We start from the raw sequence: 23,489 nt of genomic DNA on the forward strand, positions 1-23,489 counted from the left end.
CCACACTGACACTGGTAGTTACACCGACTTTCTTCCCGGCCTTCTTCGCTTTTTCGGCAACTGATTGAATCACATTCTTCTGGTCATCTATACCGATGGCACCATTATACGTCTTCACTCCGGTAGCCAATGCAGTTCCGGCAGCGGAAGAGTCCGTAACCGAATTAGTGGCAGAGAAAGTAGTGGCAACACCTACAGCCGGAAACTGAGTGAACAGCAACGGCGTCACGCCAATGCGTCCTTCCTGTTCAGCCAGGTACATTTCCGTACCGTTCACTTGGTTTACTCCCATTCCATCACCGATGAAATAGAATACATACTTTGCCTGTTGCGCATACGTCGCGCCTGTCAACAGAACAAAGAGCAATACATACATGAATCGTTTCATAAGTTGGTATATTTAAAGTAGTTTGAATAAATGTCGCTTTCTCTTAAATGACAAACAAAGATAAGGAATTTACCCCAGTGACCGGAGCAGATATTGTTAAAAAAATAAAGCCGGAAGGCAATCCGCATTGCTTCCGGCATTATTGTTACATCGCGATTGCGACGCTATCTACTTTAAAAGGATTATTTCTTGTTCAGGATAGCCATTGTATCCGAAGCAATCATCAGTTCTTCATCAGTCGGGATTACTACAACTTTCACCTTAGAATCTTCAGCAGAAATCACTGCTTCTTCGCCACGAATCTTGTTCTTCTCCAGATCCAGCTTCACGCCCATGTATTCCAAACCTTCGCATGCACCGGAACGACAAGAAGCCTGGTTCTCGCCTACACCACCGGTAAATACGATGATGTCTACGCCACCCAAAGCAGCAGCATAAGCACCGATATACTTTTTGATACGATAGAAATACATCTTTTCGGTCAGGTCAGCCATTTTATTGTTACCGGCAGCAACGGCAGCCTCCAATTCACGCATGTCACTGGATACGCCGAAGATACCCTTTACACCGCTCTTCTTATTCAGCAAGTCGGATACACCGGCAGCAGTCAGGTTCTCTTTTTCCATGATGAAAGTCACAGCACCGGCATCAATGTCACCACTACGGGTACCCATCATCAGACCTTCCAGCGGAGTCAATCCCATACTGGTATCTATGCTCTTACCATCCTTAACAGCAGTGATAGAACCACCGTTACCAATGTGGCAAGTGATAATCTTCTTTCCCTCCGGACTCACTCCCAGATACTCACACACGCGTTGTGAAACATAACGGTGAGAAGTTCCGTGGAAACCGTAACGACGCACACCATATTTCTTATACAATTCGTAAGGAATGGCATAGAGGTAAGCATAGTCCGGCATAGTTTGATGGAACGCTGTATCGAATACACCGATCTGCGGTACATTCGGCAATATGGCAGAGATGGCGTTTACGCCTTTCAGGTTAGCAGGATTGTGAAGCGGAGCCAGGTCGTTGCAAGCCGTGAAAGCATCCAGGACTTCCTGTGTCAGCAACACAGATTCGCTGAACTTCTCACCACCATGCACCATACGGTGACCTACTGCGTTGATTTCATTCAAAGATTTGATAGCACCAAATTCAGGGCTGGTCAGTGTATCCAGAATAAACTCCACACCTACGGTATGTTCGGGAATATCTTTCTCCAGAACTTTCTTCTCACCGTTAGGCAAAGTAAACTTCAGGAAAGAGCCTTGAAGGCCTATTTTTTCAATACCACCCTGTGCGATCACTTCTTTATGATCCATATCAAACAATTTGTATTTGATGGACGAACTACCGCAGTTCAATACTAAGACTTTCATTTTATATATTCAGATTTAATGGTTATTTTTGATTCTTTGCTGCAATAGCCTGGTTGGCAGTAATTGCAATCATGCGATAAACATCTTCGATGGAGCAACCGCGTGACAGGTCGTTCACCGGACGGGCAATACCCTGCAAAATAGGACCTACCGCATCTGCATGACCTAAACGCTGTACCAATTTATAAGAAATATTACCTACTTCAAGGCTCGGAACCGCCAATACATTCGCATTTCCTGCAATTGCAGAACCCGGAGCTTTGCTGGCACCTACTTCCGGAACCAATGCAGCATCAGCCTGCAATTCACCGTCGAGAGCCAAGTCGGGATCCATCTCATGTGCAATCTTTACAGCCTCAATCACTTTATCCACAACTTCGTGCTTAGCAGAGCCTTTGGTTGAGAAGCTGAGCATTGCCACTTTCGGTTCCATGCCTACTACAGACTTAGCCGTGCGAGCTGTACAAACAGCAATCTGAGCCAACTGTTCTGCATCGGGCACCGGAGTCACAGCTACATCCCCCATTACCAAAATACCATTCTTTCCATATTCAGGAGCATGCGTCAACAACAACATTGCACCGGATACACAAGTAATGCCCGGAGTTGTCTTAATGATTTGCAATGCCGGACGAAGTACATCGCCTGTGGTGTTGCGTGCACCTGCCAACTGACCGTCAGCATCGCCATTCTTAATAATCAGACAGCCCAGATAGAGCGGATTAACTACCAACTTACGAGCTTCTTCGATAGTCATGCCTTTTTTCTTGCGAAGTTCACAAAGCAATTGCGCATACTCCTCTTTCTTCGGATGATTCTCCGGATCGATGATTGTAGCCTTGCTGATGTTTCCAAGTCCCCATTCTGTTGCACAAGCATTAATTTCATCCGGATTACCCAGAAGAATCAGGTCAGCAACTCCGTCTGTCAAAATTTGATTGGCAGCTTTCAAGGTGCGTTCTTCCGTTCCTTCAGGAAGAACAATACGTTGGCGGTCGGCTTTCGCACGCTCAACGATTTCATTAATTAATCTCTGCATATATATAAATTGTGTATAAAAATCCAGTAGACGTGTTATTCACGCCGCAAAAGTACACAATTTTGCAATATCAACATTGCAATTCGGGGCATTTTTATGCCCCGAACTACAATTATTATAATATTTAACACTAACGGATGATTTCTGGAGCCACTTGTTTGTACTGGTCCATGCAGGCACCGATGGGTGCTCCGATATAGGTGGGATCGCAAATCAGATATTTACTGCCGTCATCCAGTACCACATAGTCTCCCGGAATGTCCTCGGTAAAGCGGACAGCCGAAGCAATATGGTTAGGATAATCCAGCAAGATAGTGTCCAGACCAAGCAAATCTCTCACTAAAGTAGAGTAAAGCATTGCGCGGTCTTCGCAGTCACAATAAGGATAATAGAATGTTTCGTCCGGGAAGTTTGGCTTTTCAAAGCCGAATTGTTCCCCGTCCGTCATGTACTCAAAAGCAGTCTGCACAAAGTTGAGCAGAATATTGGCAGCCTCTTTCTGCGATTTACCCGCAATAGCGGTTTTCAGTTGCGGATAAAGGGAAGCACGCAATTCCTCACTCATCGGTGTTTTGTAGTGAATCACGACATCACACTGGGGGTAATCGTAGTAAAAGTCTATCAGATTCTTATTCACTTGTGTCTGTACTTTCACAGCACCTGTAGAAGAAGTCAGACTCTTTTCAAATTCATTCATGGAGAAAGCGGGAACACCCTCTATATTCAGGCATACCAAATTCTTAGCATTGGCAAAGTCCTGACGATAGGTATAAATCCCCATCGAACCTCCCGGTGTCGGTTCAAACACATAATACTTATTACCGCTTATAGTAAGATAAGGTGTACCGTAAATAGTACCGGCAGGTGCAACCATCAACTTCAACTGGTCGTCAATCTTGGCAAGGCGTACCTTATACCCGGATTTATTCAGAAGAAACATCTGCAAGAATACAATATTATTCGTATTTCCGGCACCATATAGTTGTGTTCCAATCTGTTTCGTAAACAACAGATAGGCCCAGTCGCTCAAGTTCTTCTCCTTCTTGATGGTCATACAATCCTTCACCATCTGCTCGTAATCCCTCTTACAAATAGCTTTCCAGGCATCCGCCACATCGGACTCACGATTACCTTTCAGAGAAAGATCGTCCGCAGCTTCCAGAGCAACTTCAAAAGAAGTACCGTAAAATTCTACAGGAGTGCGATACACCGTACTCCCCGGTTTTACAAGAGGTACTTCAACCAACACAGGAGTATAAGGCTTACCCGGTACATATACGCCCGGAGCAGGTTTATCCTCAATGGCAGGCAGGTCAGGACGTTTCACATCCACCGGAACCTTCTCTCCCATACTGGGCACAGGAGCATCCGGCACCTTCGGAGCAGCAGGTTTAATATTCACCGGCGGCATCGTCGGCTTTGTCTTGTCAAACTCTACCGGTTTGGGTGGTTCGGGACGTTCAGGAGCCGGAATCGCAGCAAATGCTTCATACTTCTGCCACGTTTCCCGCAAGAAGGTTTCAAATTCCGCGTCCGCCTTATTCTTGAAATCTTCAAACTCTTGTTGTTGCTGCTTTGCGAAATCATCGAATTCTTTCTCAATGTCTTGCGCACACAAGTGTGTCGCCGACAAAAAGAAGGCAACTAAAGCAGCAGAAAAACACTTCATCTTATTCATCTGTACAATAGATTTAGAGAAGTTAAAATAAAAACATGTATTACTTGATAAGTATCATGTCGTAGAAGGCACAACGCTTGTCATTAGGAATGGAGTATACCCATTTCAACACATTCTGATAAGTCACCTCGTCCGTAAAAGGAATGTTTTCCTTGGTAGCCACCATCATCATGTTGATTTTCTCACTTTCTTTTCCTTGCTTTTCCATGCGGTAGTCCACCGCATTGCTGAAAGGAATACTGTACTCCTTTTCGGCCTGCAACAAGGTGTTGGGTTCGTAAGTATTAGGGTAGAGCAATGCGCCGCCAGTACTGTCAAACCAGAAAAACTTCAGATAGGAGTCCGTGCCGTGCACTTTCAACGTACAGGTAAATACATCTCCTTCTTTATATAAATTCGCTACGCCCTTCACTTCCAGCGCATACGACTTATCCACTTTTTCTTCTTTCTGCACAACGGCATCGATAGTTACCACTTTATACAGGCTACGGGTATTCGTATCCCACACTTCCTCTACTTTCTTGTTGGTAACATTCACCATTCCCCCAATCGCAAGTACGTTCATCTGTGAATATGCCTCGTGAAACTCCGTGCCGCTCTCCTGGGAAATCTGTCCGAATACGGACCACACATTCTCCATGACACCGGCTTTGCGCAAGGCTTCTTTCTTCGCTTCCATAAAGGCGCGTTCTTCCGCTTCTTTCAGCGTGATCTCCTCACTCACTTGCCAGCGCCCCTGCGCACCCTTCACCTTTACGGAATTCTGGGCGTGCAGCGGAGCAGCTATTGTACATATCACAAGGAATATCCACCCAATCAGGTTGTTCCTATTCATTCACCATCTGTTTTTAAGAAAATGGAATTAATTAATAGCCCAGTTTATCCAACTGTTTAGCCAGTTCTTCTGACTTGGCAGCCAGTTCTTTACGGATAGCCTGAACAGCAGCCTGGTTAGCTGATTGCATGCTGTAACCAATGGTAACCATTACTTCCACATTCTTGTTAGGTAAAGTTTTGTATACTTCTACCAAAGGAATCGTACGACCTAGTGTAGCAGAAATTACACTCTTGCTGGAAGCAACTACGCTTGACAAACTGGCTGCTTCTTCCTGTCCCATGTCGTCATTAGCAACTTTCGCTTCGATCAATTGAGAAACTTTGGTCTGAATCTGACCTGCCAGGTCTATTTTTGCAGCATTGGTAGCTTGCAAAGCAGCAGCCGACTGATTTCCACCTACCGCTCTGGAAGAAGCGATGTACCAATACGGGTTACCTTCAGTATCCAATTCCGCTTGTTTTTCCCAAGCTGTTTCCAATTGCTTGGCCAAAGGCAGTTTTCCTACCGGAGTCTTAAAGCCTTCTTTTTCCAGTTTCTTGGCTTCTTTGCGAGCTTCTTTGATAGCTTTCTTCTGCAATTCCTTATCCAATACCTTTTCCTGCTTTTTCAGGTCTTTATAAGCCTTACCAGTAGCTTTTTCCTGTGCATTCACATTTACACAAAACATCATAACAAACGCTACTAAAGCGCTAATGAACAAACTCTTTTTCATATTCTTCCTGTTTAAAAGATTAATATTTCTCTTGAAACTTTATATACAATCGCTATCGCAAAAATAGGCAAATATTTCTAATAATATCCATATCACGTCTTTTTTTTTCATTGCCCTGAAACAAATGGAAATAAATATCACGGGAAACAGTGACAGCCAAACTACAAAATGCCTAACTTTGCAGCGTTTTCAGTAAACAATTCAGCTTCTGATTAGTTATTAGGAGAGTTTCAGCGAAGTGACAGTTCCTTTAATTCCTTTCAGCCAAAGGAAGTTGAGTTTAATAATAATAAATAGGTAATAGTAGTATGATTCGTCAATGCGCCATCCTTTTCGGATGCCTGGCTTTGGGTGAATTGGTTGTTTTTCTTACGGATATCAAGCTTCCGTCCAGCATCGTAGGTATGCTGTTGCTCACCCTTTTTCTGAAATTGGGTTGGATTAAACTGCAATGGGTGCAGGGATTGTCCGACTTCCTGGTTGCTAATTTGGGATTTTTCTTTGTTCCTCCCGGTGTAGCCCTCATGCTTTATTTTGACATTATCGCTGCCCAGTTCTGGCCGATAGTCATAGCTTCTTTAGTTAGCACCCTGCTGGTTTTAATCGTTACAGGGTGGGTTCATCAATTAGCACGCAAAATCAAATGAGTTACTTAGACAACGAATTCTTCTTGTTAGCCGTCACCTTCGGCGTGTTTTTCTTTTCAAAACTGTTGCAAAAGAAAACTGGTATTTTATTACTTAATCCCATTTTACTCACTATCGCCATCCTGATTATCTTTCTGAAAATGGCGCATATCAGTTACGAAACCTATAACAAAGGCGGATATCTCATCGAATTCTGGCTGAAACCGGCAGTAGTAGCTCTTGGAGTACCTCTATATTTACAGTTGGAAGCCATAAAAAAGCAATTGGTCCCTATCCTGCTTTCACAACTGGCGGGTTGCATCATCGGAGTAGTTTCCGTAGTGGTGATTGCCAAACTGATGGGAGCACCACAAGAGATAATCTATTCATTGGCCCCAAAATCCGTCACTACTCCCATTGCTATGGAAGTGGCAGATACATTAGGGGGTATTCCGGCACTGACGGCTGCCGTAGTGGTTTGCGTTGGATTGCTGGGTAGTATCATCGGAATAAAGACCCTAAAACTAACGCGTATTAAGAGCCCCATTGCCCAAGGATTATCCCTGGGAGCTGCCGCCCATGCTGTGGGGACTTCCACAGCTATGGATATCAGCAGTAAATACGGGGCCTACGCCAGTCTCGGACTTACGCTGAATGGCATCTTCACCGCCCTGCTTACGCCAACTATTTTACGATTATTGGGGTTGCTATAACAATTTCTCTTTATCTTTGTTATTCTTTATATTGAAACTAACGAAAACGACGATATGATATCATTTAAAGACATTGAACTTAAAGACAAAGAACTCATTACATCTTATACACAGCAGAGTCCCCGACGTAACTGTGACCTTTCATTCTCTAACCTCTGTAGCTGGCGTTTCCTTTACGACACCCAGTTTGCCGTGCAGGACGGCTTCCTGGTACTGAAATTCTGGGCAGGGGAGAAACTGGTATATATGATGCCCGTCGGAAGTGGAGATTTAAAGAAAGTACTGGAAGACATGATAGAAGATGCCAACCTGGAAGGTGAACGTTTCTGTATGCTCGGAGTATGTACCGGCATGCGGGCGGACTTGGAAGCTATTATGCCTGACAAATTTCATTTCGAAGCGGACAGGGATTATGCCGACTACCTATATCTTCGGACCGACCTTGCCACATTGGCCGGTAAGAAATTCCAAGCTAAACGAAACCACCTCAATAAATTCCGTCGGACCTATACCAATTATGAATATGTTCCTCTCACTTCCGACCGTATACAGGAATGTCTCGATCTGGAAGCCGAATGGTGCAAAGTGAACAACTGCGACCAGCACGAAGGTACGGGTAACGAACGCCGTGCCCTTATCTATGCGCTGCATAACTTCGATGCCCTTGGTCTGACGGGAGGTATTCTTCATGTAGATGGTAAAATTGTAGCTTTCACTTTCGGTATGCCCATCAACCAGGATACTTTCGGCGTGCATGTAGAAAAAGCAGATACCACAATTGATGGTGCCTACACCATGATAAATTATGAATTTGCCAATCATATTCCCGAACAATATACTTATATCAACCGGGAAGAAGATTTGGGTATCGAAGGACTACGCAAAGCCAAACTGTCCTACCAGCCGGTGATTATCCTGGAAAAATATATGGCTTGCCTGAAAGATATCCCTGTAGATCCGGTGAAATGGTAAGATTCTTTAAAGCAGTTAATAGCAAGTAATAAATAGTTAATAAAGATAGTAAGCATTTGAATAGGAGATAGAAATAATGCGCGAAAAGGTAAAGAAGCTATGGAAGCTTTGTTTTAATGATAATGACGAGTTTGTGGATATGTACTTTAACCTTCGTTACAACAGCGAAGTGAATGTTGCCATCGAAAGTGGTGATGAAGTCATTGCCGCCTTACAGATGCTTCCCTATCCGATCACTTTTCATGGCAATAGCGTACCGACTGCATATATTTCGGGCGCATGCACTCACCCCGACTACCGTAGCCGGGGCGTTATGCGAGAATTGCTATCTCAGGCATTCGGACGTATGTATCGTAATAATATCGCATTTACTACCCTTATTCCTGCCGAACTTTGGCTATTTGGCTATTACGCACGTGTAGGTTACGCAACGGCCTTCCGTTACGGTAAACGCACATTTCATTTACCAACCAGTGAAACGGATACTTCTTCTCTCACTTCATCTGCCGAAACAGGCTGGTGTTTTCAGGCTTACACAGACTATGATGAAGATGTCTATCAATATATGAGTCGTAAAATGCAGGAACGCCCTTGCTGCCTGCAACATACAAAAGCTGACTTCCACGTCATACTGGCCGACCTCAACCTAAACCGTGGATGTATTTTCACTCTTTCGGATGAATTTGGAATCGCCGCTCTTGCCATTGTATATCCCGATAAAGAAGCTTCTAAACTGTTTATAAATGAATTATTTGCAGATACTCCCGAAGCAGAACGTTTGCTACTCACCCGCATTTGTCAAGACATGCAGACTGAAAGCCTCGACATCATCATGCCCCCTGTTAAAGATCAATCTGCTTTCGATCTGGGCATGATACGCATCATTCAAGCCAAACCTGTACTGCAACTTTATGCAGCCGCACATCCTGAAGAGGAAATGAACATTGACCTCATTGATAATGAACTTTCAGCCAATAACGGTTATTATTATCTGAATAAAGGGAAATGTATGTATAGCCACAGACGACTTCCGGGTGCACACGAGCGACTAACCATCGGGCAATTAACAGAAAAAATCTTTGCTTCGGAACGAGCATATATGAGTTTAATGCTAAACTAAGCAAATACAGGCAGCCTAACTTAGTTCTATTTAGTTAGGCTGCCTGTATTCGTCAGGAGTACAACCACTTATTCTTTTAAATAACAAACTGAAATATCTGGAAGAAGAAAATCCCAGCCCATTTGCAATCTGAAGAATTGATTTATCAGTCTTTATCAACCAGTTCTTCGCAATCTCTATACGTTTAAACTGCACATATTCATGAAAGGTCTTTCCTGTATCATGTTTCAGCAAATCCACGAAATAAGAAGAAGACATTTTAAGTTGTTCTGCACAATGGCTGGCTGTAGGTAGTCCTTTCAGCTGTACCCGTCCGGCAAAAAAAACAGCCATCCGTAATTTGTGTACAGACTATATCTCCCACCTTGCTCCCGGAGTTACAAGTCAAGGAAACTTAAATCACCAACCACTAAACCGGCATCTCTTAAGTTCCTGTCTGAGGAAGATTAGCGAGCTTTCCTGTATCTGTCTATTCTTTCCACGGTGGAAAGAATAAGCAGATGCATGACTTCTCCTTAACGGTAGTAGGGAAAAGAAATAAAAGTGGCGGCTTGGCAGCTTAACTCCTATTCCTTTCTTATTCTAAATTAATCCCACTAACCGGTAAAAACAGTAATTCAGTTACTTTTATCTGTAATCTGTATACAACGTTTACGGAGTATCTTCGGTAATTTTGCATTGTGAATGAAGCGAATATAAAATCCAATAAATATTGATTTAATAAAGAAGTAATATGAAAAAGCTATTCTTATTTCCAGTAATGTTATTGTTTGCCCTTACAATAATGGCATGCAGCAATTCTCCCAATGGTTTTGAAGAACCGGAAACTGAACAACCGAAAACTCCCGAAAATGATGGTGACGAAGATAATAAACCAGAAGACAATAGTATGAAGATTAAAATAACCGTAGGTAACCGTGAAGTTACCGCAACGATGAAAGACAATGTTACAGCTCGTGATTTCCTGTCACGTCTGCCTATAGAAGTTACTATGAATGACTATGCCGGAGCTGAAAAGATATTTTATCCGGAACCTGCATTCAACACAGAAGGTGCTCCCAAAGGACATACTCCATCCCGTGGAGATATTGATTTATATGCTCCCTGGGGAAACGTCGCTCTCTTTTATAAAAGTGGAAGTCATAGCAGCGAACTGATACATTTGGGACGCATCGACGGAAACGGAATAGAAGCTTTTGACGTAGCAGGCAATGTAGTCGTGAAGATTGAAAGACAATAGAATCTACCATCATAAAAACAAGATATTATGAATTTGAAAAGAATAATCATTGCCATAACGGTTGTTTTAATCGGTACAGGCAATATAAACGCACAAGATATGAAAACAGAAGTTCCAAAAATCAGTGACTTCCCGGTAGGGGAAGAGAATACTGGCTACGCACAGTATTTCACAGGTAAATCCTGGCTGGCACCTTTGACTACCAGCAAAGAATTAAATGTACCGATGTCCAACGTTACGTTTGAGCCCGGTTGCCGCAATAACTGGCACAGCCACACAGGCGGACAACTACTGATTGCCGTAGGTGGTGTGGGCTATTATCAGGAACGCGGAAAGGCTGCACGCCGCCTGTTGCCCGGCGATGTAGTAGAAATCGCTCCCAACGTAGAACATTGGCACGGTGCCGCACCCGACAGTTGGTTCTCACACCTTGCCATAGCGTGCAATCCGCAAACGAATCAGAACACCTGGCTTGAGGTGGTGAATGATGAAGAATACGCGGAAGCTGTAAAAGACAGAAACAGTAAGAATGGAAAGGATGAGAATAGAATTGAATTATGCAAAGAGAACTACACCCAACTATTCGGTGGAGAAGCTTTGACCGGAGGAGGAACAGATCCGGAAATGATGGATATACTTCAGAAATATATCTTTGGAGAAGTGTTTCGCACAGGTGATCTGGATATAAAAACCCGTGAGATGATTACTTGCGTATCATTAGCCGCCATGCAGCAACCGCCACAGCTTAAAAGTCACGCCGGAGCTGCACTAAACACAGGGGTAACTCCTATAGAACTGCGCGAGGCTATCTATCAGTGCGCCCCCATTATCGGCTTCCCCAAAGTATTGAATGCATTGGGTGCAATAAACTCCACATTCACGGAAAGAGGTATCAAGTTACCTTTGGAAAAACAGGAGACAGTGACAGAAGAAGATCGCTTGGAGAAAGGTCTTGCTATTCAAAAACCGCTTTACGGAGAGGCTATGAAGGAATTACTGAAAGACGTTCCGGGCGGCATGGGAGCCGACGTAGCACGTTTCCTGACTGAAGTTCATTTCGGAGATTTCCAAACCCGAAGCGGACTGAATACCCAAACACGTGAATTATTGACCTTCTGCGTACTGACTGTAATTGGTGCAGAGCCCCAACTACAATCACATCTGCAAGCCAATCTGAAAGTAGGTAACAGTAAGGAAACACTGACTGCTGCCATCATACAATGTATGCCTTATATCGGTTTTCCGGCTGCAATAAAGGTACTGGATATTATAAAAAAAGCATGACACTTTCTTCCATAAATCCTTTATTGACACAACCGTTTTAGCAAATCTTCATGATCCGGGTAAAGTTTCGATAAACGATTGAACGTACCCAACTCAAAATCATCGAAGGTAAAACCGGGAGCAACGGCACAACTGACCAATGCATATCCGAAATGCGAAGGCAATTCAGCTGCAAACCAACATCCGGGTTCAATGGCAACCTGCTGTTCGCCCGAAAAGTCAGCAGTCATCAAGTGAGTAACTAATCTACCATCGGGATGGATCACATGTAGCATCAGGGGATATCCCGCATGGTAGTACCATACTTCGGGAGAAGTCAGTCTATGGAAAGCTGATTTATCTTCATTTTCCAACAGGTAATAAATGGAAGTCATGGCTGATTTATCGTTATCAACCAGCTTTTCGGAACGAAATATTTCTTTGTAGTATCCACCCTCAGGATGGCGACTCATATTCAGATGGTTTATCCAGTCAATTGCTTTCATACCTATATTATTATTAATCAATCCCGCTCTTCCGTGATAAACATCATAGAAAAGCGGGATTTCTTTTATTTAGAATCTCTTAAAGTCCACTGAAGTCAACTCCTTCAAACACTAATGAAGGAACCAGCCAGCTACGATCCGTGCGAGCATCATTACCGATAGCCGCCAACGAATTCCATAGCGTCAGGAAGTTTCCGGTAACATTCATTTCATTGACAGGTTGCGTCAACTTACCGTTCTCTATAAGGAACCCTTCGATACCGTAAGAGAAATCACCTGTGTTGCTATTGCTATTACCACCATTCAAACCGGTAACAAGGATACCATTCGCTACATCAGCAATTAAACCATTAAGATCTTTATCACCCGGAGTAAGTACCAGACGTGACGGACCGCTAATAGTAGGAGCTACACCCATCTTCTTGGCATTATAAGTATCAAAGAAGTAAGTCTTCAACACACCATTCTCAAAGATCGGACGATGTTCCGTTGCCACACCTTCGTTGTCGAAATAACGCGAACCGTTAGCCCCTATCACGTGCGGATCATCCATTACAGTCAACTTATCCGAGAATACTTTCTGATCTAGTTTATCAATCAGGAAAGAGTTCTTTTGCTGCAAAGAGGAGCCATAAAGAGCACTCAATACAGGACTCAGCATACGTCCCGAATTTATCGGATCAACCACCATTGTATATTTACCAGACTTAGCTTTCTTCTGTCCCAATTTACGCAATACACGTTCCAGTGCTACTGAACCGATATCTGTTTTAGGCAATTTATCATAGAACAGGGAGCTTCCATACCAATAATCAGACGGACGGGCTTCACCCTCACCTTTAATGGCTACACTGGCAGAAACTGAATACCAGGTTGATTTGGATTCACCTTCAAAACCATTACTCATCAGACGGTAAGAAGAATTCTCACCATCACTGTATGAGGTCTCTACTGAGATGATACGGTCATTCTTACCCATAACTTCTCCAGCGGCAGCACGGGCCAAAGCTACTTTATCATCCGGATTGATACCAAAGATCTTATCATCGAACATCTGCAAATCGGGTTTGCCACCTGTATAATAGCGGGCAGGATCTGCCAATACACGGAATTCATCCGGAGCCAGATAACGGGTAGACTCGATACCATTCTTGATAAATGTTTCAAGTTCTTTCTTATCCAAACGGTTGGTAGAATAATTACCGTAACGCCCATCTACATATACATTAATTCCCATGCCACTCTCAGAAGCCTGTTGCAGACGATCCATCTTAGCATCACGCAATTCAAAAGAAGTGTTTGAATTGGCATACAATACAACTTTGGCTGCCTGGCAACCATTCTTCAAAGCGAAATCCATCGCCCATTGAGCCAGTTTTTTATTATTATCTGTTATCATCAGTTTTCTCCTCCTACAGTTAATTTACTTACTAAAGCCGAAGGCATACCGCAGGTCACCGGACAAGACTGTCCGTCCTTACCGCATGTCCACGTACCGTTATCGATCTGGTCATTGCTTGCCACCATCGTGATGTCTGCCAATGCTTTGGGTCCGTTACCGATAATATTGATATCTTTGATAGGTTGTGTCAGCTTACCGTCTTCAATCATATAACCGAATTTTACGAAGAATGTAAAGTCACCTGCACCAATCTGCACCTGTCCGTTGGTGAATTGTTGTGCATAAATACCATTCTTTACAGTAGAGATGATATCTTCCTCCTTCATATCTCCGGCTTCCATATACGTGGCACGCATACGAGGAATAGGTACATTACGGAAAGTATCGCGACGTCCGTTTCCGGTAGGAGCCACACCGTAATGTTTAGAACTGATACGGTCGTGCAGATAACTGGTCAATACTCCATCCTTCACGATATAAGTCTTCTGTCCTTCTATACCTTCATCATCGAAGTTTACAGAACCACGATTGAAAGGAATCGTACCGTCATCTACCACACTGATATGTTCATTACATACTTTCTTGTTCAACTGATCGGCAAAGATAGAAACATTTTTACGGTTGAAATCAGCTTCAAACGCATGTCCGATAGCTTCGTGCAACAAGATACCCGAACCACCGGATGCCATCACCACAGGGAGTTCACCACCTTTAGGTTTAATGGCTTTAAACATGATTGCTGTATTATCTACAACCTCGCGAGCTATCACTTCGATGATATCATCCGTCATAAACTCAAATCCTTTACGATAGGAACGAGTGGCGTAGTTATTTTCCATACGTCCGTTCTCTTCCATAATACAGAAAGCCATATAGGATACCATCGGACGGTAATCATAGTAAGTCACACCTTCTGAATTACAGAACAGCACATGTGTTGTGTTGTCGCTCAAAGAAGCCTGCACCTTACGTACACGATTGTCCAACGCAAAGACTTTATCATTCAGCTTTTGCAGATAAGGCATTTTCTCCTTCAGGCTTACTTCTTCCCAAGGAGTAACTACAGAATAACGGTCTCTTTCAATCGTCTTCTCCTTAAATGCGACAGGCTTTCCAGCCTTACCGGAAGAAGCAATACGGGCAGCCGTACGTGCAGCACGCAACATTTCTTCCAACGTCACACCTTCCACATAAGCATAACCGCTTTGGTCACCGGCTAATACACGTACCCCCATACCGAAGTCAATATTTGAACTGCAATTGTTCACTTTACCGTCCATCAGGGCTACAGCATTATTAAAAGAGTGTTCAAAATAAAGGTCCGCATAATCCCCACCTTTTTCAAGTGCAGCAGTCAGCACCTTCTTCAGGTCTGCCTCCGTTACACCGAAATGCTTCATAGCCGCAGCTACAGCAGATTTGTTATCCGTGCCTCCCAAAGCTCCCCGTACCGTATCAGGTAAGGCAAGCGACGGAGCAGCCAGCGAACCTAATACCGCCAGACTACCCATCCGTAAGAAATTCCGTCTATCCATCTTTTTATTCTTTAAGATTGCTAATAATCAAGTTATATTCTTTGTATAAAATATGTTTTCAGTATATAAGACGCAATTTAATATCATTTTGTCACAACTGAAACTAATTTTCTTTCGTCAACAGGCTTTCTAATTCTTCCGCATTCAAGCGCAAATGGAATTGTCCCTTATAAGCTACGGAAATGGAACCGGTTTCTTCGGAAACGATAATAGCCAATGCATCAGATTCCTGAGAGATACCCATCGCCGCACGATGGCGCAATCCCAGTTCCTTAGGTATATCCAGATTATGTGATACCGGTAAAATACATCCTGCCGCCTTGATCCTTCCCTTGCTGATCACCATTGCACCGTCATGCAAAGGGCTATTCTTGAAAAAGATATTCTCTATCAAACGTTGGTTGATATCAGCATTGATAACTTCACCCGTGCGTACCACATCGTCTAACGGGAAATTATGCTCAATTACAATCAAAGCTCCTACTTTCTGTTTACCCATGCTGATACATGCCATGACCACCGGCATGATTTCATCATGCTGCATATTCTCCTTCTTATTCCCGGTGAAAAAGCGTACCAATGCACTGGCATGCTGATGTGAACCAAGCGTCAGTAAAAAACGCCGTATCTCATCCTGAAAGAGGATGATAAGTGCTACCACACCCACGCTCACCAACTTGTCAAAGATGGAACCGAGCAACTTCATCTCCAATACCTGCGACACTACCAACCAGATCAATATGAATATCAGGATACCCGTAAACACATTGATGGAGCCAGAAGCTTTCATCAGCTTATACGTATAGTAAAGCAGAAATGCAACCAGCAAAACATCGATAATATCTTTTACTCCAATATCAAAAAACACAATAGTTTAAGATTTATGATTTATAATTTATGATTTATGAGCCAAGTGCCCTTCCTCTATCACTTATCACTCCATCACTTTATCACCATTCCTTCTCATTGCCTCCACAATCTTCACCGTTTCCACAGCTTCTCGTACATCATGCACCCGGAGAATATCAGCACCCTTCAGCAGACAAATCGTATCGAGTACTGTTGTTCCGTTCAATGCATCCTGCGGAGTACCTCCCAACAAACGATAAATCATCGACTTACGGGAGACACCTACCAATAAGGGCAACTCAAAGACACGAAACTCTTCGAGATGCGCCAGAAGTTCATAGTTATGTTCTACAGTCTTACCGAAACCGAAACCGGGATCAAGAATAATGTCCTTCATACCCAGATCACGTAATTGCTGCACCTTCTGTGCAAAATATAAGAAGACCTCTTTCAAAACATTGTCATAGTGCGGATGTTTCTGCATATTCTGTGGGGTTCCCTGCATATGCATCATAATATAAGGCACATTCAGTTCAGCCACTGTACGAAACATATCCGTATCCATCTCTCCGGCAGCAATATCATTGATGATTGCCACTCCATATTCTTCCACACACATCCGTGCCACATCTGCCCTGAAAGTATCAACAGAAATAACAGCTCCGGGGTGTGTCTTACGCAAGATTTCCAATCCCATACGCAAACGTTCCATTTCTTCATGAGCAGAAACATTCTCCGCATTCGGCCGGGAAGAATATGCACCGATATCTATAATTCCAGCACCTTCATCCAAGATCTGCTGTGCCCGCGCAGTTATCTCAGCCTCAGTCTGCATACGCGAACCGGCATAGAAAGAATCAGGAGTAATATTTAATATTCCCATGACGCAGGGAACGGACAGGTCGAGCAAAGAACCGTTGACGTTAATATATTTAGAGGATAATGTTTCCATGGATAATCCTTTTTCGTTTATACTTTGCAAATGTAACCAAAAAAGATTATCGTAAATACATTAAATACAAAAAAACAAGTTAACTTTGCTCAGGATTAACAACCAATAGATAGAAGTAGTAAACTATGGAAGCATGCAGAACGACTGGACTGGTCTCTCTTTTTCTACTACTTTTCTGGTTGCTTATTCCCGGACATATCCACGGGCAACAGACAAGCGAACAAGAAAAGTATCATGTTGACAGTACATTATTTGTATATTATCAACATTGTAAGGCAGAAATAAAATCTCCTTCTGTCATGCAGATGCTCGATACGTTATTCCTTATGGCCAAAGAAAAAGGAGATTTGCGTATGCAGGCAGTCGCCATATCCAGCAAAACAGATCATTTCTATTTTGGTCCGTCCTTTGAAGGCCAAGAGGACAGCCTGATATCGTATACCAATGCCATCAAAGACTTTGCCCGGAAAACCAATCAACCTCAATATTATTATTTTGCCTGGGCCAACCGCCTCATAACTTACTACACAAAACAGAAGAAATTAAACCTGGCCCTCTATGAGGCCAACAAGATGCAACAAGAGTCGGAAAGCCGGGAAGAAATCGATGGTATGCAGAATTGCTACCAAGCACTGTTGCGCATCTATCAGAGTAAAGAACTCTACAAACAAGCCACTTTATATGCGCAAAAACTGATAGACCTCATATTAAAATACAACCTGAATAAATATAATATGACAAATAAATATCTTGAATTAAGTAACTGCTACCTCCGCACCAACGAACCTGCAAAGGCTTGGAAGGCTCTTGAAGAAAGTAAATTGTATATTGGAAATGAACTAAACCAAGGAGCTTATTTATGCGGACTACTTCGTTATTATATTCACACCAAAGATATGGTCAAAGCCCGGGAAACACTAAAAGAAACCACACAACTTTTCAGCAAGAATACCGAACTGCGTATTAAGCGTGCTACTAATCTACTGGAAATTGAAACCAATTACTACATAGAAACCGGCGAATACGATAAAGCCCTGAGGATATTCCAACAAGCCTTTGAAAAGCTGAGCCAAAACGGATTTATCACCCCAACACTATACCGCACACGTGGGGCTATCTATACTGCTAAAAAGGACTATCAGAAAGCGATTGAGAGTTATGAAAAAGCTTTTGAACTCAGTGATTCACTGAATAGTGCCCAGGAAGACATAGCTGTAGGAGAGTTTGCAACCATTTTGGGAATGGAACATCTTAATTTAGAAAATAAGGAGTTAATACAGAAAAATCAGGAAATACAATTGGAAACACGCCGGCATATCATCATTCTATTATGTATCATAGTAGTAATTGTCGGTATTATGTTTTTTCGCGAAACCCGACTGAATAAAGTTCTGCGGCGTGCCAAAGATGCAGAACAGAGCGCCAGCCGCATGAAAACAGAATTCATACAGAATATGAGCCATGAGATACGTACCCCACTCAATTCCATAGTTGGTTTCTCGCAAATACTCAGTAGCAAGATTTCCGAAGAAGACGAAGAGTCGAAAGAGTATACAACTATCATCGAACAAGGTAGTAATCATCTGCTTCAATTGATAGACAATGTACTGGAGTTATCCAGCCTTGACAATGGCACTACTATTCTTACAGAAACCAAAATCGAGCTAAACGAATTTTGTCTACAATGTATAGAAAGTGCAAAAAGCTTGGTAAAGCCCGAAGTCCTTCTTTCTTATCAACCGGAAAAGAGCGAACTCTATCTGTGCACAAATCCGGCACGTCTTGGTCAGGTAGTACTACATTTACTCCATAATGCAGCAAAATTTACAGAAAAAGGTAGCATTATACTCAGTTGGCACATTCTTCCCAAGCAAAAACAAATCATGATTTGTATCACCGACACCGGTATTGGTATTCCTCAAGACAAACAAAATTTTGTATTTGAACGATTTGCCAAATTAGATACATTTTCAAAAGGCACCGGATTAGGACTTGCTCTCAGCCGTCTCATTATGGAAAGAATGGGTGGCAAACTCGTACTTGATGAGCAATATACAGACGGATGTCGCTTCATACTGGTTTTTCCGATATAACAGACACTAAAAAGTGTTATAATATTTTTTTCTTCCAACGAAGAAAAGCTAAATTTGCAAAAAGAGTTTAACCAGTAATGAACACAAGAAAACCGTACCTCTCTATTTTCATCTTTTTGTTTGGTCTTGGTATTTTGTTCAGTTCTCCAATACAAGGACAGCAAAGAGACACACAAAAAGAGTACAATGTAGACAGTACATTGTATACTTACTATATGCGTTGCAAAGCCGAGGTGAGTTCTCCCATCGTTATGCAAATGTCAGATACCCTTTTCCTAATGGCAGAGGAAAAAGGAGACCAGCGTATGCAAGCCGTAGCACTATGCAATAAACTGGACTACTTTTATTACAAGAATGACCAACCGGACAGTATCAGTCACTATGTAGAAATAGTAAAGGATTTCGCAAGAAAAACCAATCAACCTAAATATTACTACTTCGTCTGGAGTAAAAGGCTTATATATTACTACATCAAGCAATATCAGTATAACATAGCCTTATACGAAGCTAACAAAATGATGAAAGAAGCGGAACAGGAAAAATACATGGATGGCATAGCCAACGCCTACAATGTTCTCAGTTCTATCTACCAACTTAAAAGGTTATTTAATCTGGCTATCAACAACAAAAAAAAGGAAATAGAAATCACTTTGCAATACAATCTGAATAAATTCAATTTATCCATCTACTATTCAGGGTTAACAAACCTCTACTGCGAATTAGGAGAAGCTGATAACGCTCTGGAAAATCTCAATAAAAGCGCATCTTGCCTCTATAGCAGTACACAAGAGTATTACTATTATGTACGCGCTGCCCAATATTACCTTTTTATTGAAGACTATTCCCAATCCTGGAAAAATTTGCAAAAAGCCAAAGAATTGTTTCTCTCAAAGAAAGAAGTACAGAAGAATGTAGAAGAATATTATGAGATCCTACAGAAATACTATACAAAAACAAAGCAATTCGAGAAAGCATTAGAAGTTTTGGATTACATCATTGCGACATTTAACCCGAATGAAAGGTACAAAGTGGAAGCTATGCGCAAACGCGCATCGATATATTATAAAATGGGTGACAAATCCAAATCAGCACAATGCTATCAAGACTATTATACATTAAATGATTCAATTCAAATAACAAATGAAGATATTGCCGCAGGAGAATTTGCTGCCATGTTGGGAGTAGAACGTTTGAATCTGGAGAAAAGCGAATTGCAGCAACAAGTCCAACAGCGCGACCTGGCAAACAAACAGCGTATCATCATCTTCCTGATTATTTTATTAAGTCTTGGATTCATTATTTTCTATCGCGAACATTTGCTCAATGGACGCCTACGCATCTCTCAGAAGCAGCTTAGCGAGAAAAACAAGCAACTGATCCGCTCGCAGGAAGATCTGAAATATGCTAAAGAACAAGCGGAAGAAGGGAGTCGTATGAAATCGGAGTTCATACAAAATATGAGCCATGAGATACGTACGCCACTCAATTCCATCGTAGGTTTCTCACAAATACTTAGCAGCTACTACGGTGACAATGAGGACACCAAGGAGTACGCCCATATCATTGAACAAAATAGCACTAACCTGCTGCAACTGATCAATGATGTTCTCGACCTTTCTTATCTGGATGGAGAACAAAACATCCCTGCGGAAACCATTGCAGACATTACAGGTGTTTGTCAAACTTGCATAGATCAGACATATTCCTATCTGAAACCTAATGTGCAACTCATATTTACTCCCGAACGGGAAAATTTCTCCATGCAGACTAATCCCGAACGCATTTCACAGGTTCTAATGAGTCTTTTGCAAAATGCAGCAAAGTTCACAACACATGGCAGTATTTCTCTTTCATATCACATTCGTGAAGAAGAAAAGATGATTCTTTTTAGCGTAACCGATACAGGTATAGGCATCCCGATAGAGAAACAAGAATCTGTCTTCGAACGTTTCAACAAACTGGATACGTTTATGCCCGGCACCGGATTAGGTTTATCCATTAGTCGCCTGATTGCAGAGAAGATGGGAGGTAGCCTCACCATTGATTCAACTTATACCACAGGTTCCCGTTTTATTCTGATTTTGCCTTTGAAAGAATAAAAACATTTTCATTGTAAATGTATCACTGTAGCGGAGAATACCTATCTTTGCAACGTTTTTATACAACAGAAAATAACAACGTTTCAAAAAGGAGATAGTTATGGATATCACCGCCCTATACAAGATATTTCTGGAATGTACCAGTGTAACTACGGACAGCCGCAACTGCCCTGAAGGTTCTTTATTCATCGCACTAAAAGGTGACAATTTCAATGGAAATGCTTTTGCAGCCAAAGCGTTAGAATCGGGAAGTGCCTATGTTATAATAGATGAAGCCGAATATGCACTCGCCGGAGATTCACACTACATATTAGTTAACAACTGTCTGCATACCTTACAGGAACTAGCCAACTATCACCGCCGTCAAATAGGTACACGTATTATCGGCATCACGGGGACTAATGGAAAAACAACTACCAAAGAACTAATGGCCGCTGTTCTTTCTAAAAAATACAATGTACTTTATACACAAGGAAATCTGAATAATCATATCGGTGTTCCCCTTACTTTACTACGACTAAGAGCAGAGCACGATCTCGGCATCATAGAAATGGGAGCCAGCCACCCGGGTGACATCAAAGAATTAGTGGACATTACCGAACCGGAATACGGAATCATCACGAATGTAGGAAAAGCACATCTGGAAGGTTTCGGTTCTTTCGAAGGGGTCATCAAGACTAAAGGCGAACTGTATGACTATCTTCGCGAACGTAAAAACTCTACTATCTTCATCCACCACGATAATTTATATCTGAGGAATATGGCTCGGGGATTGAACCTGATTTCTTATGGAAGTGCGGATGAATTATACGTCAACGGACACGTTACGGGCAATTCTCCCTATCTGATTTTTGAATGGAGAGCAGGCAAAGACGGTGAATCTCATGAAGTAAAAACACAGCTAATCGGTGAATATAATTTTGCCAATGCACTTGCTGCCGTTACTATCGGTCACTTCTTTGAGGTAGCATCGGAGAAAATAGATGCAGCACTACGAGAATATACCCCGCAGAACAACCGTTCACAACTGAAGCAGACAGCAGACAATACACTGATTATCGATGCATACAATGCTAATCCAACTAGCATGCAAGCCTCAATCAGCAACTTCCGTAATATGGAAGTTGAAAATAAAATGCTGATATTGGGGGATATGAGGGAATTGGGAAAGGATGGTCCGAAAGAACATCAGAAAATTGCAGACTTCTTGGCAGAATGTGGTTTCAAGGATGTAATGCTGGTAGGAGAGCAATTCGCCGCCGCAAAGCATAACTTCCCGACTTACCCGGATGCCCCGGCAGTCATCGAAGTTTTACAGAAAAGCAAACCTCATGGAAAAACGATCCTAATCAAAGGGTCGAACGGGATTAAACTGAGTACGGTGATTGATTATTTATAGTCAATCACCATTATTGTTTCTTTGCCATTCGCGGACGTAATACAAAATATCCTATCAGCGAAGCAATCAGCGCTCCTGTTGTATTTGCAGCAAAGTCAAGCCAATCGCCTCCGCGATAAGTAGTGCAGTATTCCTGCAACAATTCTACCATTCCACTAAATAATACCGGACAGACAAACGCTCCTACCCATGCATGCCACAATGGAGAATCTCCTTTTTGGTGCGCCCGCAGGAACTCCAGCCACAACATACCAGACATCCCTAAATACATACAAACATGTACGATTTTATCAATATTAGGAATATTGCTCAAATCGGTGGTAGGCGGTTTAAAGAACGACAAATAGATTACCGTCAGTATAATCAGTAATGATACCGGATATTTCTTAATATAGTATAGCATATCTCAATTTATGAACGATTTGTGCGCAAAAGTACAGAACATTTTCTATATTTGCATGTTCTAGTAGAGAATAATAACGAAATGAAAGAAAAATCTACTTTTTTATGACTAAAAATGACAGAGCCAATTTTGGGAGCAAATTAGGTGTCATACTTGCTTCGGCAGGTTCCGCGGTTGGTCTGGGTAATATCTGGCGATTTCCCTATGAGACAGGTAATCACGGCGGTGCTGCGTTTATTCTCATCTACTTAGCATGTGTACTTATATTGGGAATTCC

22 protein-coding genes and 1 pseudogene are annotated in these 23,489 nt (G+C 42.3%); 10 read left to right on the forward strand and 13 right to left on the reverse strand.

Annotated features, from left to right (window positions below):
- The 6 genes from BACCELL_RS27275 to BACCELL_RS05705 form a co-directional block, all read right to left on the reverse strand.
- Positions 1-388, reverse strand: a 388-nt coding sequence (locus BACCELL_RS27275; RefSeq protein ID WP_007210654.1) for an alkaline phosphatase, incomplete at its 3' end; no start/stop codon positions are given.
- A gap of 182 nt (positions 389-570) precedes the next feature.
- Positions 571-1,773, reverse strand: coding sequence for an acetate kinase (locus tag BACCELL_RS05685; RefSeq protein ID WP_007210656.1), 1,203 nt, complete (start codon positions 1,771-1,773; stop codon positions 571-573).
- 22 nt (positions 1,774-1,795) lie between these two features.
- On the reverse strand, positions 1,796-2,812 hold the full coding sequence (gene pta, locus BACCELL_RS05690) for a phosphate acetyltransferase (RefSeq protein WP_007210657.1): 1,017 nt from the start codon (positions 2,810-2,812) through the stop codon (positions 1,796-1,798).
- 130 nt (positions 2,813-2,942) lie between these two features.
- Entirely contained in the window at positions 2,943-4,490 is a 1,548-nt protein-coding gene (locus tag BACCELL_RS05695; protein WP_007210658.1) for a hypothetical protein, read from the reverse strand.
- 40 nt (positions 4,491-4,530) lie between these two features.
- Entirely contained in the window at positions 4,531-5,325 is a 795-nt protein-coding gene (locus BACCELL_RS05700; protein WP_007210659.1) for a hypothetical protein, read from the reverse strand.
- Between the two features lie 31 nt (positions 5,326-5,356).
- The gene (locus tag BACCELL_RS05705; protein WP_007210660.1) at positions 5,357-6,040 is read right to left on the reverse strand and encodes a hypothetical protein; all 684 of its coding nucleotides are present in this window, start codon (positions 6,038-6,040) and stop codon (positions 5,357-5,359) included.
- Between the two features lie 308 nt (positions 6,041-6,348).
- On the opposite strand from BACCELL_RS05705, the gene BACCELL_RS05710 reads away from it, so the two are divergent.
- From BACCELL_RS05710 to BACCELL_RS05725, 4 genes are all read left to right on the forward strand, one after another.
- Positions 6,349-6,687 carry a CidA/LrgA family protein gene (locus tag BACCELL_RS05710; RefSeq protein ID WP_007210661.1) on the forward strand — a complete coding sequence of 113 codons (339 nt, stop codon included), beginning with the start codon at positions 6,349-6,351 and terminating at the stop codon, positions 6,685-6,687.
- The gene (locus tag BACCELL_RS05715) at positions 6,684-7,379 is read left to right on the forward strand and encodes an LrgB family protein (RefSeq protein WP_007210662.1); all 696 of its coding nucleotides are present in this window, start codon (positions 6,684-6,686) and stop codon (positions 7,377-7,379) included. Before BACCELL_RS05710 ends, BACCELL_RS05715 begins: the two co-directional genes overlap by 4 nt.
- 54 nt (positions 7,380-7,433) lie before the next feature.
- Positions 7,434-8,351: a DUF2156 domain-containing protein gene (locus BACCELL_RS05720; RefSeq protein ID WP_007210663.1), complete on the forward strand. Its 918-nt coding sequence runs from the start codon at positions 7,434-7,436 to the stop codon at positions 8,349-8,351.
- Positions 8,352-8,427: 76 nt separating this feature from the next.
- Positions 8,428-9,471: a GNAT family N-acetyltransferase gene (locus BACCELL_RS05725; protein ID WP_007210664.1), complete on the forward strand. Its 1,044-nt coding sequence runs from the start codon at positions 8,428-8,430 to the stop codon at positions 9,469-9,471.
- A 30-nt stretch (positions 9,472-9,501) separates the two neighbouring features.
- On the opposite strand, the gene BACCELL_RS05730 is transcribed toward BACCELL_RS05725, so the two are convergent.
- Entirely contained in the window at positions 9,502-9,804 is a 303-nt protein-coding gene (locus BACCELL_RS05730; protein WP_007210665.1) for a helix-turn-helix domain-containing protein, read from the reverse strand.
- A gap of 400 nt (positions 9,805-10,204) precedes the next feature.
- Here BACCELL_RS05730 and BACCELL_RS05735 point away from each other — a divergent pair, with 400 nt between their 5' ends.
- Positions 10,205-10,711 (forward strand): cyclophilin-like fold protein, encoded by a 507-nt coding sequence (locus tag BACCELL_RS05735; RefSeq protein ID WP_007210667.1) that lies wholly within the window; start codon positions 10,205-10,207, stop codon positions 10,709-10,711.
- Between the two features lie 27 nt (positions 10,712-10,738).
- Positions 10,739-11,995 (forward strand): cupin domain-containing carboxymuconolactone decarboxylase family protein, encoded by a 1,257-nt coding sequence (locus BACCELL_RS05740; protein WP_007210668.1) that lies wholly within the window; start codon positions 10,739-10,741, stop codon positions 11,993-11,995.
- 20 nt (positions 11,996-12,015) lie between these two features.
- Here BACCELL_RS05740 and BACCELL_RS05745 read toward each other — a convergent pair whose 3' ends face one another.
- From BACCELL_RS05745 to folP, 5 genes are all read right to left on the reverse strand, one after another.
- Complete coding sequence (locus BACCELL_RS05745; protein ID WP_007210669.1) at positions 12,016-12,480, reverse strand: cupin domain-containing protein; 465 nt, start codon at positions 12,478-12,480, stop codon at positions 12,016-12,018.
- Between the two features lie 79 nt (positions 12,481-12,559).
- Positions 12,560-13,879: a TldD/PmbA family protein gene (locus tag BACCELL_RS05750; RefSeq protein WP_007210670.1), complete on the reverse strand. Its 1,320-nt coding sequence runs from the start codon at positions 13,877-13,879 to the stop codon at positions 12,560-12,562.
- On the reverse strand, positions 13,879-15,417 hold the full coding sequence (locus tag BACCELL_RS05755; RefSeq protein WP_044153399.1) for a TldD/PmbA family protein: 1,539 nt from the start codon (positions 15,415-15,417) through the stop codon (positions 13,879-13,881). Before BACCELL_RS05755 ends, BACCELL_RS05750 begins: the two co-directional genes overlap by 1 nt.
- 103 nt (positions 15,418-15,520) lie before the next feature.
- Positions 15,521-16,285, reverse strand: a complete 765-nt coding sequence (gene cdaA / locus BACCELL_RS05760) for a diadenylate cyclase CdaA (RefSeq protein WP_007210672.1) — start codon at positions 16,283-16,285, stop codon at positions 15,521-15,523.
- Between the two features lie 66 nt (positions 16,286-16,351).
- Complete coding sequence (folP, locus tag BACCELL_RS05765; protein ID WP_044153401.1) at positions 16,352-17,218, reverse strand: dihydropteroate synthase; 867 nt, start codon at positions 17,216-17,218, stop codon at positions 16,352-16,354.
- 125 nt (positions 17,219-17,343) lie between these two features.
- On the opposite strand from folP, the gene BACCELL_RS05770 reads away from it, so the two are divergent.
- From BACCELL_RS05770 to BACCELL_RS05780, 3 genes are all read left to right on the forward strand, one after another.
- Positions 17,344-19,311 (forward strand): ATP-binding protein, encoded by a 1,968-nt coding sequence (locus BACCELL_RS05770; RefSeq protein WP_007210674.1) that lies wholly within the window; start codon positions 17,344-17,346, stop codon positions 19,309-19,311.
- Between the two features lie 77 nt (positions 19,312-19,388).
- Positions 19,389-21,410: a tetratricopeptide repeat-containing sensor histidine kinase gene (locus tag BACCELL_RS05775; protein WP_007210675.1), complete on the forward strand. Its 2,022-nt coding sequence runs from the start codon at positions 19,389-19,391 to the stop codon at positions 21,408-21,410.
- A 100-nt stretch (positions 21,411-21,510) separates the two neighbouring features.
- Positions 21,511-22,809 carry a UDP-N-acetylmuramoyl-tripeptide--D-alanyl-D-alanine ligase gene (locus BACCELL_RS05780; protein WP_007210676.1) on the forward strand — a complete coding sequence of 433 codons (1,299 nt, stop codon included), beginning with the start codon at positions 21,511-21,513 and terminating at the stop codon, positions 22,807-22,809.
- Between the two features lie 10 nt (positions 22,810-22,819).
- On the opposite strand, the gene BACCELL_RS05785 is transcribed toward BACCELL_RS05780, so the two are convergent.
- Complete coding sequence (locus BACCELL_RS05785) at positions 22,820-23,212, reverse strand: VanZ family protein (RefSeq protein ID WP_007210677.1); 393 nt, start codon at positions 23,210-23,212, stop codon at positions 22,820-22,822.
- 104 nt (positions 23,213-23,316) lie between these two features.
- On the opposite strand from BACCELL_RS05785, the pseudogene BACCELL_RS27735 reads away from it, so the two are divergent.
- Positions 23,317-23,489, forward strand: a pseudogene (locus BACCELL_RS27735) (sodium-dependent transporter); the annotation flags it as partial.

Source organism: Bacteroides cellulosilyticus DSM 14838, assembly GCF_000158035.1.
GTDB lineage: Bacteria > Bacteroidota > Bacteroidia > Bacteroidales > Bacteroidaceae > Bacteroides > Bacteroides cellulosilyticus.

Excerpts from the sequence above, each read along its gene's own strand:
- BACCELL_RS05685 (WP_007210656.1), bottom strand. The coding sequence starts at position 1,773 with ATGAAAGTCTTAGTATTGAACTGCGGTAGTTCGTCCATCAAATACAAA.
- pta (WP_007210657.1), bottom strand. The coding sequence starts at position 2,812 with ATGCAGAGATTAATTAATGAAATCGTTGAGCGTGCGAAAGCCGACCGC.
- BACCELL_RS05695 (WP_007210658.1), bottom strand. The coding sequence starts at position 4,490 with ATGAATAAGATGAAGTGTTTTTCTGCTGCTTTAGTTGCCTTCTTTTTG.
- BACCELL_RS05700 (WP_007210659.1), bottom strand. The coding sequence starts at position 5,325 with ATGAATAGGAACAACCTGATTGGGTGGATATTCCTTGTGATATGTACA.
- BACCELL_RS05705 (WP_007210660.1), bottom strand. The coding sequence starts at position 6,040 with ATGAAAAAGAGTTTGTTCATTAGCGCTTTAGTAGCGTTTGTTATGATG.
- BACCELL_RS05710 (WP_007210661.1), top strand. The coding sequence starts at position 6,349 with ATGATTCGTCAATGCGCCATCCTTTTCGGATGCCTGGCTTTGGGTGAA.
- BACCELL_RS05715 (WP_007210662.1), top strand. The coding sequence starts at position 6,684 with ATGAGTTACTTAGACAACGAATTCTTCTTGTTAGCCGTCACCTTCGGC.
- BACCELL_RS05720 (WP_007210663.1), top strand. The coding sequence starts at position 7,434 with ATGATATCATTTAAAGACATTGAACTTAAAGACAAAGAACTCATTACA.
- BACCELL_RS05725 (WP_007210664.1), top strand. The coding sequence starts at position 8,428 with ATGCGCGAAAAGGTAAAGAAGCTATGGAAGCTTTGTTTTAATGATAAT.
- BACCELL_RS05730 (WP_007210665.1), bottom strand. The coding sequence starts at position 9,804 with ATGGCTGTTTTTTTTGCCGGACGGGTACAGCTGAAAGGACTACCTACA.
- BACCELL_RS05735 (WP_007210667.1), top strand. The coding sequence starts at position 10,205 with ATGAAAAAGCTATTCTTATTTCCAGTAATGTTATTGTTTGCCCTTACA.
- BACCELL_RS05740 (WP_007210668.1), top strand. The coding sequence starts at position 10,739 with ATGAATTTGAAAAGAATAATCATTGCCATAACGGTTGTTTTAATCGGT.
- BACCELL_RS05745 (WP_007210669.1), bottom strand. The coding sequence starts at position 12,480 with ATGAAAGCAATTGACTGGATAAACCATCTGAATATGAGTCGCCATCCT.
- BACCELL_RS05750 (WP_007210670.1), bottom strand. The coding sequence starts at position 13,879 with ATGATAACAGATAATAATAAAAAACTGGCTCAATGGGCGATGGATTTC.
- BACCELL_RS05755 (WP_044153399.1), bottom strand. The coding sequence starts at position 15,417 with ATGGATAGACGGAATTTCTTACGGATGGGTAGTCTGGCGGTATTAGGT.
- folP (WP_044153401.1), bottom strand. The coding sequence starts at position 17,218 with ATGGAAACATTATCCTCTAAATATATTAACGTCAACGGTTCTTTGCTC.
- BACCELL_RS05770 (WP_007210674.1), top strand. The coding sequence starts at position 17,344 with ATGGAAGCATGCAGAACGACTGGACTGGTCTCTCTTTTTCTACTACTT.
- BACCELL_RS05775 (WP_007210675.1), top strand. The coding sequence starts at position 19,389 with ATGAACACAAGAAAACCGTACCTCTCTATTTTCATCTTTTTGTTTGGT.
- BACCELL_RS05780 (WP_007210676.1), top strand. The coding sequence starts at position 21,511 with ATGGATATCACCGCCCTATACAAGATATTTCTGGAATGTACCAGTGTA.
- BACCELL_RS05785 (WP_007210677.1), bottom strand. The coding sequence starts at position 23,212 with ATGCTATACTATATTAAGAAATATCCGGTATCATTACTGATTATACTG.